The organism is Lachnoclostridium sp. An76, from assembly GCF_002161355.1.
GTDB lineage: Bacteria > Bacillota > Clostridia > Lachnospirales > Lachnospiraceae > Mediterraneibacter > Mediterraneibacter caccavium.
The window spans coordinates 1-13,085 of record NZ_NFHL01000017.1; the positions used below are offsets into that span (position 1 = coordinate 1).

The 13,085-nt window shown below is 48.8% G+C and carries 10 protein-coding genes and 1 pseudogene; all 11 read left to right on the top strand.

Translation table 11 applies throughout. The annotated features are described in order from the left end of the window. A partial coding sequence (locus B5G27_RS15605) for an RHS repeat-associated core domain-containing protein (RefSeq protein WP_143449753.1) occupies positions 1 to 2,820 on the top strand: 2,820 nt, incomplete at its 5' end. Positions 2,821 to 2,823: 3 nt separating this feature from the next. Next, a complete protein-coding gene (locus B5G27_RS15610) occupies positions 2,824 to 3,354 on the top strand; it encodes a hypothetical protein (protein ID WP_087179767.1) in 531 nt (176 codons plus the stop codon). Between the two features lie 148 nt (positions 3,355 to 3,502). Continuing rightward, positions 3,503 to 4,144: pseudogene (locus B5G27_RS15615) on the top strand (hypothetical protein); the annotation flags it as partial. 14 nt (positions 4,145 to 4,158) lie between these two features. Continuing rightward, entirely contained in the window at positions 4,159 to 4,728 is a 570-nt protein-coding gene (locus B5G27_RS15620; RefSeq protein ID WP_087179769.1) for a DUF6560 family protein, read from the top strand. 118 nt (positions 4,729 to 4,846) lie between these two features. Next, positions 4,847 to 7,498, top strand: coding sequence for an RHS repeat-associated core domain-containing protein (locus B5G27_RS15625; protein WP_143449755.1), 2,652 nt, complete (start codon positions 4,847 to 4,849; stop codon positions 7,496 to 7,498). 14 nt (positions 7,499 to 7,512) lie between these two features. Further along, on the top strand, positions 7,513 to 8,082 hold the full coding sequence (locus B5G27_RS15630; protein ID WP_087179771.1) for a DUF6560 family protein: 570 nt from the start codon (positions 7,513 to 7,515) through the stop codon (positions 8,080 to 8,082). A 118-nt stretch (positions 8,083 to 8,200) separates the two neighbouring features. Next, positions 8,201 to 10,909: an RHS repeat-associated core domain-containing protein gene (locus B5G27_RS15635; RefSeq protein WP_087179772.1), complete on the top strand. Its 2,709-nt coding sequence runs from the start codon at positions 8,201 to 8,203 to the stop codon at positions 10,907 to 10,909. 14 nt (positions 10,910 to 10,923) lie between these two features. Then, positions 10,924 to 11,346 (top strand): DUF6560 family protein, encoded by a 423-nt coding sequence (locus B5G27_RS15640; RefSeq protein WP_087179773.1) that lies wholly within the window; start codon positions 10,924 to 10,926, stop codon positions 11,344 to 11,346. Positions 11,347 to 11,401: 55 nt separating this feature from the next. Continuing rightward, positions 11,402 to 11,734 carry a transposase gene (locus tag B5G27_RS15645; RefSeq protein WP_087179774.1) on the top strand — a complete coding sequence of 111 codons (333 nt, stop codon included), beginning with the start codon at positions 11,402 to 11,404 and terminating at the stop codon, positions 11,732 to 11,734. Beyond that, entirely contained in the window at positions 11,731 to 12,639 is a 909-nt protein-coding gene (locus tag B5G27_RS15650) for an IS3 family transposase (protein WP_087179775.1), read from the top strand. Before B5G27_RS15645 ends, B5G27_RS15650 begins: the two co-directional genes overlap by 4 nt. 168 nt (positions 12,640 to 12,807) lie before the next feature. Next, a partial coding sequence (locus tag B5G27_RS15655; protein WP_143449756.1) for a hypothetical protein occupies positions 12,808 to 13,085 on the top strand: 278 nt, incomplete at its 3' end.

The following is a 13,085-nucleotide window of genomic DNA, read 5'->3' on the forward strand; positions in this document are numbered from 1 at the left end:
CTGGGAGAGGTGGAGAGCGTGACGGATGAGGCGGGAAGGACCACCCGGTACGTCTATCTGCCGGGCGGGCAGTTAAAAGAGATCCGCCACCCCGACGGGACAGGGGAATCCTTCACCTATGACGGGAACGGGAACCTGAAAAGCCACACCCTTCCCACCGGGTTCGTCCTTTCCTGCACCTACGACTGCATGGACCGGATCACAGAGATCCGGGGGAGCGGCGGGGAGAGCAGGAGGTACACTTACGACGCCCTGGGGAACGTGACGTCCATGACGGACGGACTGGGGAACAGGACCCGGTATGAGTATTCCCTTTCCGGGCAGCTCACAAAAGTCATAGACGCTCTCGGGAATGAGACGGAGTATAGCTACGATGTGTGCGACCGGCTGGTGGAGATCCGCCAGTACGGGGAGGAGGGGAGCCTGGAGAGCCGGGAAGCGGGGACTTCCCCCACAGACGCGGCAGGGATCGACGAAGAGTGGATGGAAGCGGAGCGCCGCAGCGGAAGGAACCGGACCTGCCAGGTGACCCGGTACCTCCGGGACCTGAAAGGGCAGGTGACGGAGGTCATCGACGCCCTGGGACAGAGGGAGCAGTATGCCTATGACGGGAAAGGACAGCTCCTGTCGAAGCTGGACAAGGAGGGCTTCCTGACAAAGTATGCCTACACAAAGCAGGGGGACCTGTCCCGGATCCAGTACGCGGACGGGCGGGAAGTGAAGCTGTCCTACAACCCGCTGCGCCAGCTGATCCTTGTGCAGGACTGGCTGGGGGAGACGAAGATCACGCCGGACGCCCTGGGACGGGCGAAAGCCGTACAGTACCCGGACGGCAGGGAAGTATCCTATACCTATGGAAAGAGCGGGGAGCGGACAGGCATCACCTACCCGGACGGAAGGACCGTATCCTACGGATACGATGAACAGATAAGGCTTTCTGAGATGAGGGAAGGGGACCGGGTCATCACCTACGGTTATGACGCCTTTGGAAGACTGGCGCAGAAGAAGTTCCCCAACGGAACCGGGACGACCTATGCCTATGACAGCAAAGGCCAGCTGACGGAGCTGGTGCACCGGGACAGGGAAGGGGTGTCAGACCGGTATACGTATCTGTATGACCTGGCAGGGAATAAGACCGGGATCACGAAGGAGAGAAGAGGGCTGGAGTCAGAGAGCGGGGCCTATGCATACGGATATGACGCTTTGGGACGGCTGACCGGGATCCAGAAGGACGGGCAGATGCAGACCCGGTATGGGTATGACGCCTTCGGGAACCGCGTCCTGAAAGAGGACCGTGCAGGGCGGACAACCTACTGTCATAATGCCCTGAACCAGCTGATCACAGAACTCCGGGAAGAGGGAAGCGCAGAGACGGCCCTCCAGAAGATATATCAGTATGATAAGAGAGGAAACCTGACCCGCATCACGGAGAACGGGCAGATGGCACAGCAGTATGTGTACGGGGCGCTGAACCGGCTGGAGGAAGCCGTGAACGGAGCCGGGAAGGCAGCGAAGTACCAGTATAACGGACTGGGACACCGGGTAGGGAAGCTGGAAGGGACACTGTCCAAAGGGAAGCTGGAAGGACTGGATCCCCGGAACGGAATCAAAGCGGAGACGGAGATCGGGAACTGGAACCAGATCCGCTATACCATTGACCTGACAAGGGAGTACCACAACCTGCTGGAGAAAACCGAGGGAGAGAAAAGGCAGACGTACTTTTGGGATGGGAATGTGGCATCCTACGAAGAGAATGGAAGACAGAGGTATTACCTGCAGGATGAGCTGGGAAGCCCGCTCAGGATTGAGGACGAGCTGGGCGAGATAAAAGAGAGCTATGGGTACGGAGCGTTTGGAGAGGACCTGTATGGGAACCAGGGGGAGATGCAGCCGTTTGGGTATACGGGGTATCAGAGAGATAAGGTGGCTGGGACTTACTATGCACAGGCCAGGGAGTATCAGGCAGATGAGGGGAGATTTGCAGGGAGAGATATAATTGCGGGATTTGTAAAAAGCCCGTTTAGTATGAACCGATATGGTTATTGTTTTAACTCGCCAATGATTTTCATAGATACAGATGGTGAATGGCCATCGTTAAGTGATATTACAAATGGTATAAAAAAAACAGTAGGGAAGGCCTGGGAGTGGGCAAAGGAAAATAAGAACAATTTAATTAAAATAGGAGTAGGTATTGGCGTAGCAGCCATAGGAGTAGGAATAACGGTTGCAACTGGCGGAGCAGCACTTCCGGCTATTGTTGCTGCAGGAAAAGCCATTGCAATATCAGGCGTAACATCAGCAGCGCTTAGCGGTGGCATAACAACGGCAAAATTAGCTGTGAGGGGAGAATTGAATGAGCCGGGATCATGGAAAGAAGTTGCAAAATCGGCATGGGATGGACTGGCTGATGGGGTAATGTGGGGCGGTATTATGGCCGGCGGAACCCAGACAATAAGTGCAGGATTTAAAGAACTTGCTAAACACGAAATTTTATCAAAAGAGGGGATCCCTCTGATCCAAAATAAGGTTAAAATTTTATCTCCAGATAAATTAACCACGATGAATCGAACTGGAAATAATGGGGGAACACTTTTAAAAATAGGAAATTTTCACATAGATGTAATTTCAGGAACAATAGGAAAGGGAAAGAAAGGACTAGCTCCATTGTTACATATGCATATTTTCTCAAAACAAACTATTGATAATATAGCGAGAATGTTTTCAAGACCTGTTGCCAATTGGTTTGAGCATTTTCCGATAGGGACAGTGATCACTAGTATTATTCCGGGAATAGAAAATGGTATCGAGGGATGTGAATAAAAGTTGAAGAAAAATAGATATAAAATATTTAGAAACAAAAAAAGAAAAATAGGAACAATAGGATTCTCAATTTATTATATTAGTGAAAAGAAGATTAATTTACTATGTCATGATTTAATTGGTTCAGAAACAATATATGTGTACGCAATAACAGAAAAAAAAATTGTAGAAATAATAAATAAATATGACTTTGCCCTAAATATGAAGTTTCAAATACATGAAGCAGGGGATGCAGAATGTTTCTTTTCAATTCATAAAAATTACTTGACACAAATTTTAAAACTATTTGAGGATCAAGATGCTGCTTATGTAAATATTATAGAAAGTAATACACAGGAAAGTATACTTTGTCAGTATTGTTTTTCGGTATCCCGTTATCCAATGTGGAGATTTATAAAAGAGGGTAACATTATTTCTATTATGGAAATATATTTTGAATGTTCGGTATCGATGAATATAGAATACTATTTTGATGAAATGTATCAGCAACCTTGCTTAACGAGTAAATATTATGAACCGAAAGAGATAATATAGTGCATATAATTTAAACGTAATTTTTATCTGAACAAGTAAAATACGGAAAATTTACTGAGATGATGCACTGAACCAGTTGCTTGTAGAGAAACGGTATGGAAACGAAAAGACCTATGGTTTATGATTAGAAGGGAAAGCGGGGTATCAGAGAGACAATATAGCAGGAACCTATTATGCTCAGGCGAGGGAGTATCAGGCGGAGAGTGGGAGAGTTCAGAGAAGAGATATCATAAAAGGACAGGCTTCCTATCCACTCACAATCAATGAGTACATATACTGCGGGAATATGCCATTTTACTTTTATGATCCTAATGGTTTGTTCTGTCATATCATTGCGGGTACAGCTGCTGACCTTGCTTTTGCAAAGGCTGGAAAGTTTTTGAAGAATACTTCTAAGATCAAACAGGTAACGGATTATGCCAAAGGTACTAAGATTGGGAATAAAATATTCACCCACAATGCGAACTATGAAAGTGAGATCAAACGTCTGAGAGGGATTTGGAAAAAAACTGGCAAAGCGGTCAAGCCCCAATTTAAAACCTATGTGGATGGTTTTGTAGGGGTGACAGGGACGGAATTGATTGATAAAGTGGCAGAAATGAATGGAAGCTTAACGCCGGGAATGGATCTGAAGAAAGAACTTAAAAATATCCTGAATTCACTTTATGATAAAGGAGAAGAGCCGGCGGAAGAGAATCGGAAGATGCAGCAGTATACCCAGCAGGCATTAAAACAGATTTTAAAAAATCTCACCAATGAGGAAGTTGCAGCTGTGATGTGTATAGAATAGTAGGAGGAATAGATATGGCTTTTTTACGAGCGATTATTGTGGCATTTATTGTAGCTGGAGTGTTAGATCTGATAACTAAGAGAACTTCAAAAAAGACAGATTCGTTAGATAAATTTGTTGTAAGAGCGCCGATTGATTTTGCGGCATTGGGAGCGATTGGCATGGTGTTTGTCATTGGAGCGTTAATATTGTCTGCAGTAGAGAATAGGACTTTTCCAATAGTAGCTATGATTATATTTAACACAATTGTAGTAGTTCCATGCGCTTTATTAATGATTGCACCGATAAAAGGTGTATGGGATGTGATTGTAGACGATGATGATATTACAGTAGTAAAAGCCTTTGTTTACAGAAGACACTGGAAATTCTCCAAAATCACATATGGAAAGATGAAAAGAGGCGGAATGAAGGTGTATGTGGAAGGCAGAGCCAGGAAAGCATTTTTTGTAGATGGTATGGGTGAAAATTTTTCCAATTTTATGGAGAGGATGGAAAAAGAGGGGAAGGAAGTCATATATCCGGAAGGCATGGAGCCGTATACAGAGGAAGAGATGGATGCAGAGGAAGAACAGGCTGAAGATTAAACGTATCCGGATATTGGGAACGTGGTTCAGATGGAGTACAACGGGAACGGGAACCTGACCCGGGAGACCGGGCCCCCTGGGGGAGAGCCGGAGCTATGCCTACACGCCCCTGGGAGAGGTGGAGAGCGTGACGGATGAGGCGGGAAGGACCACCCGGTACGTCTATCTGCCGGGTGGGCACTTAAAGGAGATCCGCCACCCGGACGGGACAGGGGAATCCTTCACCTATGACGGGAACGTGACCTCCATGACGGACGGATTGGGGAATAGGATCCGGTATGAGTATTCCCTTTCCGGACAGCTCACAAAAGTCATCGACGCCCTCGGAAACGAGACGGAGTATAGCTATGATGTGTGCGACCGGCTGGTGGAGATCCGCCAGTACGGGGAAGAGGGGAGCCTGGAGAGCCGGGAAGCGGGGACTTCCCCCACAGACGCGGCCGGGATCGACGAAGAATGGAAGGAAGCGGAGCGCCGCAGCGGAAGGAACCGGACCTGCCAGGTGACCCGGTACCTCCGGGACCTGAAAGGGCAGGTGACAGAGGTCATCGACGCCCTGGGACAGAGGGAGCAGTATGCCTATGACGGGAAAGGACAGCTCCTGTCCAAGCTGGACAAGGAGGGCTTCCTGACAAAGTATGCCTACACAAAGCAGGGGGACCTGTCCCGGATCCAGTACGCGGACGGGCGGGAAGTGAAGCTGTCCTACAACCCGCTGCGCCAGCTGATCCTTGTGCAGGACTGGCTGGGAGAGACGAAGATCACGCCGGACGCCTGGGGACGGGCGAAAGCCGTACAGTACCCGGACGGCAGGGAAGTATCCTATACCTATGGAAAGAGCGGGGAGCGGAGAAGCATCACCTACCCGGACGGCAGGACCGTATCCTATGGATATGATGAACAGGTAAGGCTTTCTGAGATGAGGGAAGGGGACCGGGTCATCACCTACGGTTATGACGCCTTTGGAAGGCTGTCGGAGAAGAAGTTCCCCAACGGGACAGAGAGCGCGTATACCTATGACAGCAAAGGCCAGCTGACGGAGCTGGTGCACAGGGACAGGGAAGGAGTTTCAGACCGGTATACGTATCTGTATGACCTGACAGGGAACAAGACCGGGATCACGAAGGAGAGAAGAGGCCTGGAGGCAGAGAGCGGAGCCTATGCATACGGATATGACGCTTTGGGACGGCTTTCCCAGATCCAAAAAGACGGGAAACTCCAGACCCGGTATGGGTATGACGCTTTCGGGAACCGCGTCCTGAAAGAGGACCGTGCAGGGCGGACAACCTACTGTCATAATGCCCTGAACCAGCTGATCACAGAGATCCGGGAAGAGGGAAGCGCGGAGATGGTCCTTCGGAAGGCGTATCAGTATGATAAGCGTGGAAACCTGACCCGTATCACGGAGAACGGGCAGATGACACAGCAGTATGTGTACGGGGCGCTGAACCGGCTGGAGGAAGCAGTGAACGGGGCCGGGAAGGCAGCGAAGTACCAGTATAACGGGCTGGGACACCGGGTAGGGAAGGCGGAAGGAAGGCTGCCGGCAGACCAGACCGGGAAGCTGGATCCGCAGAGCCGGATCGACCGGGAGATCGGGAACCTGACCCAGATCCATTACACGATCGATCTGACAAGGGAGTACCATAACCTGTTGGAGAAAACCGAAGGAGAGAAAAGGCAGACGTACTTTTGGGATGGGAATGTGGCATCCTACGAAGAGAATGGAAGACAGAGGTATTACCTGCAGGATGAGCTGGGAAGCCCGTTGAGGATTGCAGACGAGAGTGGGACGATACGGGAATCCTATGGATACGGGGTATTTGGTGAAGACCTGTATGGGAACCAGGGGGAGATGCAGCCGTTTGGGTATACGGGGTATCAGAGAGATAAGGTGGCTGGGAATTACTATGCTCAGGCGAGGGAGTATCAGGCGGATGTGGGGAGATTTGCAGGGAGAGATATCATAAAAGGGCAGGCTTCTTATCCGCTCACAATTAATGAGTACATATACTGTGGGAATATGCCGTTTTACTTTTATGATCCTAATGGTCTGTTCTGGCATATCGTTGCAGGTGCGGTCGTTGGTGCCGTAGCAAATACAGTAATTAATGTAGGAACCAGTTTACTAAAGGGAGAAAAAATAACTTGGAGCTCGGTTATCTCATCAGTTATAGGCGGTGCTGTTACAGGAGGAGTCACAGCTGCAACAGGAAATGTAACTCTTGGGTCAGTGGCAGGAGGCGCAGCGGAGACAATAACAAAAGGGGCTATAGATGGAGATTCAATTCAAAATATTGTTCAGGATGTTGCAGTTGGGGCAGTTGCTGATGTTGCATTTTCAAAAGCCGGAAAGTTTTTAAAGAATACTTCTAAGGTTAAACAGGTAACGGATTTTGCCAAAGGGACTAAGCTTGGAAATAAAATATTTACTCATAATGCGGACTATAAAAGTGAGATCAAACGCCTGAGAGGGATTTGGGAAAAAACGGGTAAAGCGGTCAAGCCCAAATTTAAAACCTATGTGGATGGTTTTGTAGGGATGACAGGAATGGAATTGATTGATAAAGTGGCAGATATGAATGGAAGCTTAACGCCGGGAATGGATCTGAAGAAAGAACTTAAAAACATCCTGAATTCACTCTATGATAAGGGAGAAGAGTGGGCGGAAGAGAACCGGAAGATGCAGCAGTATACCCAGCAGGCATTAACACAGATTTTAAAAAACCTCACCAATGAGGAAGTTGCAGCTGTGATGTGTATAGAATAGTAGGAGGAATAGATATGGCTTTTTTACGAGCGATTATTGTGGCATTTATTGTAGCTGGAGTGTTAGATCTGATAACTAAGAGAACTTCAAAAAAGACAGATTCGTTAGATAAATTTGTTGTAAGAGCGCCGATTGATTTTGCGGCATTGGGAGCGATTGGCATGGCACTCGTTATTGGTGTATTAATATATGGTGAAATAGAGGGAGAAACTATGCCTTTACTCATTATGATTATATTTAACATTGTTATAGTGCTGCCAAGTGCTTTGCTAATGATCGCACCGATAAAAGGTGTTTGGGATGTAATTGTAAACGATGATGACATTACAGTAGTAAAAGCCTTTGTTTACAGAAGACACTGGAAATTCTCCAAAATCACATATGGAAAGATGAAAAGAGGCGGAATGAAGGTGTATGTGGAAGGCAGAGCCAGGAAAGCATTTTTTGTAGATGGTATGGGTGAAAATTTTTCCAATTTTATGGAGAGGATGGAAAAAGAGGGGAAGGAAGTCATATATCCGGAAGGCATGGAGCCGTATACAGAGGAAGAGATGGATGCAGAGGAAGAACAGGCTGAAGATTAAACGTATCCGGATATTGGGAACGTGGTTCAGATGGAGTACAACGGGAACGGGAACCTGACCCGGGAGACCGGGCCCCCTGGGGGAGAGCCGGAGCTATGCCTACACGCCCCTGGGAGAGGTGGAGAGCGTGACGGATGAGGCGGGAAGGACTACCCGGTACGTCTATCTGCCGGGCGGGCAGTTAAAGGAGATCCGCCACCCGGACGGGACAGGGGAATCCTTCACCTATGACGGGAATGGGAACCTGGAGAGCCATACCCTTCCCACCGGGTTCGTGCTTTCCTACACCTACGACTGCATGGACCGGATCACAGAGATCCGGGGGAGCGGCGGGGAGAGCAAGAGGTACACTTACGACGCCCTTGGGAACGTGACCTCCATGACGGACGGATTGGGGAACACGACCCGGTATGAGTATTCCCTTTCCGGGCAGCTCACAAAAGTCATCGACGCCCTCGGAAACGAGACGGAATATAGCTACGATGTGTGCGACCGGCTGGTGGAGATCCGCCAGTACGGGGAGGAGGGGAGCCTGGAGAGCCGGGAAGCGGGGACTTCCCCCACAGACGCGGCCGGGATCGACGAAGAGTGGATGGAAGCGGAGCGCCGCAGCGGAAGGAACCGGACCTGCCAGGTGACCCGGTACCTCCGGGACCTGAAAGGGCAGGTGACAGAGGTCATCGACGCCCTGGGACAGAGGGAGCAGTATGCCTATGACAGAAAGGGACAGCTCCTGTCGAAGCTGGATAAGGAGGGCTTCCTGACAAAGTATGCCTACACAAAGCAGGGGGACCTGTCCCGGATCCAGTACGCGGACGGGCGGGAAGTGAAGCTGTCCTACAACCCGCTGCGCCAGCTGACAGAAGTGCAGGACTGGCTGGGAGAGACGAAGATCACGCCGGACGCCCTGGGGCGGGCGACAGCCGTACAGTACCCGGACGGCAGGGAGGTATCCTATACCTATGGAAAGAGCGGGGAGCGGACGGGCATCACCTATCCGGACGGAAGGACTGTATCCTACGGATACGATGAACAGGTAAGGCTTTCTGAGATGAAGGAAGGGGACCGGGTCATCACCTACGCTTATGACGCCTTTGGAAGGCTGGCGCAGAAGAAGTTCCCCAACGGGACAGAGAGCGCTTATACCTACGACAGCAAGGGCCAGCTGACAGAACTGGTGCACCGGGACAGGGAAGGAGTGTCAGACCGGTATACGTATCTGTATGACCTGACAGGGAATAAGACCGGGATCACGAAGGAGAGAAGGGGACTGGAGACAGAGAGCGGAGCCTATGCGTACGGATATGACGCTTTGGGACGGCTTTCCCAGATCCAAAAAGACGGGAAACTCCAGACCCGGTATGGGTATGACGCTTTCGGGAACCGCGTCCTGAAAGAGGACCGTGCAGGGCGGACAACTTACCGCCACAATGCCCTGAACCAGCTGATCACAGAGATCCGGGAAGAGGGAAGCGCGGAGACGGCCATCCGGAAGGCATATCAGTATGACAAGCGTGGAAACCTGACCCGTATCACGGAGAACGGACAGATGGCACAGCAGTATGTGTACGGGGCGCTGAACCGGCTGGAGGAAGCTGTGAACGGAGCCGGGAAGGCAGCGAAGTACCAGTACAACGGGCTGGGACACCGGGTAGGGAAGCTGGAAGGGATACTGTCCAAAGAGCAGTTAGAAGGACTGGATCCCCGGAACGGAATCAAAGCGGGGACGGAGATCGGGAACTGGAACCAGATCCGCTATACCATTGACCTGACAAGGGAGTACCACAACCTGCTGGAGAAAACCGAGGGAGAGAAAAGGCAGACGTACTTTTGGGATGGGAACGTGGCATCCTATGAAGAGAATGGAAGACAGAGCTATTACCTGCAGGATGAGCTGGGAAGCCCGATCCGAATCGAGGATGAGACGGGAGCAGTAAGGGAAAGTTACGGCTACGGAGCATTTGGAGAGGACTTGTATGGAAACCAGGGGGAGATGCAGCCGTTTGGGTATACGGGGTATCAGAGAGATAAGGTGGCTGGGACGTATTTTGTTCAGGCGAGGGAATACATGACAGAAGACGGTAGATTTGTGGGGCAGGACTTGATCGGAGGATTTGGCGAGTATCCGGAAACACTCAATCGGTATAGTTATTGTTGGAATAATTCTCTACAATATGTAGATTATGATGGAAAATTCCCAACAATAATTGCAGGAGCGTTTATTGGAAGTGTTACATCAGGATTATTATCACTTACAACACAAATAATTTTTGAAAGAAAAATAAATGTGAAGGAGATTGGAATAAGTATGATAGGAGGGGCTATAAAAGGTGGAATTGCAGGAAGTGGAATTGGAATAATTGGCGGTGTGATTGCGACCGGGGTTACAGGAGCGGCTACTAATGTTGCGACACAGGTGTACGCGCAGGATATATCATTGAATGAAATTAATTGGGCTTCGGCAGCGTTAGATGGGGCAATTGATGCGGCAACTTATGGTTATGGAAGATATAAGCTGAAAGGGAAAGGGCCTACAGTCCAGGAACAACTAAGAAAAACAAACGATGATGTCCATAAGGCAAGATTACATTTGTCAGGCTATGGAAAGAAAAGAATGAAAGGTAAAAGTTATCAACGTGCGTTTGGAAAGGTTAAGAACCTTAAAAAGCTACAGGATCAATTAGCGGAAAAATGGCTAAAAGATAAAGGTGTAGAGTCTGTAAAAGAAATTGAGGGGAATTTTGCAAAGAAATTAAAGGAAAAGGTATTAGCATTAGAACTAGGAACTATGCAAATGATAGATAATGTTGAACCATGTGAAGCATAAGAGGTAAAGTCAGGATGAGTGAGCTGATACATATCATTTTGAACATAGTAGTACAAATAGGACCGTATTTCGCTGTTTTTGTTGTTCTTGGATATATTGTGAGAGTTCGAGATAAAAAGGACAAAGAGAGGGAAGAGGAACAAAAAAAGGGAATTATAAATAGCCATTATGTTATAAAAACCGAGACAGTACTTGCAATTATATTTGTTGTAGGTACAATATTTTGTGTTTTTTGTCTGGTTATGGCAATTAAAATGCAAGAAGATGCATTTGTTGTGTGTGTGTTTGGATTCTTTTTTTTAGTAGGTGTAGTTGGGACAGTAAATATGATCATGTGGAAACTGGAAGTAAACGGAGATGAGATTACATGGCGCTCAACCTTTGGAAGAAAGAGAACTTTTAAATTTGAAGATATGGTGTGGTATAAAAAAAGTTGACAGCTTATTCTCAAGGATTTCATAATAAAACCAAGAGAATAAGGAGGTATTCAAAGTGGCACGTAAATATGACCATGAATACAAGGTACAGGCAGTAAAACTTGCCAAAGAAATCGGCGGCGCTAAAGCTGCTAAAGAATTAGGAATCCCTGAAGGAACCATCCATACATGGCTGAAAGCCGTAAGAGCCGGTAAGTTAGATATCGGGGAAGGTTCCCATACCCCTGCCAGCGCAATGAGCCTGTCAGAAGAGATTACCATGCTGCGTAAGCGGGTTAAGGAGCAGGATAAAGAAATCCGTCGCCTGAAGGAAGAAAACGAATTTCTGGAGGAAGCCAGCGCTTTTTTCGCCGCCAGCCGTCGGAAGTCAGCAAAAACCAGAGAATGATATTTCTGGCTTTGAAAACAGAGGACGGCAGGATTACCGGGAAAATTTCATTTTATTGCCGAATGCTTGGTATCAGCCGGCAAGGCTTCTATAAATATCTCGTGAACAAAGACCGTCCCTGGAAGTACCAGGATCTGGCGGATGCCATGAAAGAAATCATCAGCGAGGATGAATGTAACGATACTTATGGACGGATCCGGATGTATCAGGCGCTGTTGCTGAAGCAGCCGGAGGGAGTATATATCCCCAGTGAGAGGACCGTATACCGGGTTATGGATCAGATCGGCCTGAGCCATCGGCCAAAGAGAAAGCCGAATGGGCTCACAAAGGCAGACCGGGAAGCCATGAAATCGGATGATCTGCTGAAGCGGGATTTTCATTCAGATGCCCCATTAGAAAAATGCATTACAGATATCACAGAGATTCCAGCGTCCAATGGGAAACTATATGTATCTGCGATTTTTGACTGCTTTGATCTTAGCGTCCTCGGTCTGGCAATGGGAACAAATATGAAAGCAGATCTGTGTATCCAAACATTGGAAAATGCCCTGACTGCTTATCCCGCACTGGAAGGCGCTGTCATCCACAGTGACCGTGGAACACAGTATACCAGTGAGTCCTACCGACAGACCATCCGGGAGCACCACATCCATCAAAGCATGAACAGTGCCGGAGGACGCTGCCATGATAATGCACGCTGTGAGAGTATGTGGGCCAGAATGAAGACGGAACTTCTCTACGACCGCTATGACACAAAGCAGATGACTGTAGAGGAATTAAAGGTACTCATTTGGAGATACTTCCTCAGCTACTGGAATAACCGAAGGATCTGCTCTGCCAATGGCGGGCTTCCACCTATGATAAAACGCAGGCAGTATTATGAGACTTTGGAATTGGCGGCATAGATAGTGATATCCTTGAGAAAAATGTGTCAACTAATATTGACAATATCACGTAAGAGGTGAGAAAATGCCTGTTTTTGATTTGTAAGAGTAAATTGAAGTGATATGAGCAGATATCGCAGACGGTGGGGAGAAGAAGATTGATAAGGTGACATTGACTATAAAAAATTTGTGGAGGTACAGGCGCTGGCTGCAAAAGTCATCGACGCCCTCGGAAACGAGACGGAGTATAGCTACGATGTGTGCGACCGGCTGGTGGAGATCCGCCAGTACGGGGAAGAGGGGAGCCTGGAGAGCCGGGAAGCGGGGACTTCCCCCACAGACGCGGCCGGGATCGACGAAGAATGGAAGGAAGCGGAGCGCCGCAGCGGAAGGAACCGGACCTGCCAGGTGACCCGGTACCTCCGGGACCTGAAAGGGCAGGTGACAGAGGTCATCGACGCCCTGGG

Bases quoted from the DNA above. Each gene is read 5' to 3' on its own strand.
- B5G27_RS15650 (WP_087179775.1), top strand. From the start codon at position 11,731: ATGATATTTCTGGCTTTGAAAACAGAGGACGGCAGGATTACCGGGAAA.
- B5G27_RS15620 (WP_087179769.1), top strand. From the start codon at position 4,159: ATGGCTTTTTTACGAGCGATTATTGTGGCATTTATTGTAGCTGGAGTG.
- B5G27_RS15640 (WP_087179773.1), top strand. From the start codon at position 10,924: ATGAGTGAGCTGATACATATCATTTTGAACATAGTAGTACAAATAGGA.
- B5G27_RS15630 (WP_087179771.1), top strand. From the start codon at position 7,513: ATGGCTTTTTTACGAGCGATTATTGTGGCATTTATTGTAGCTGGAGTG.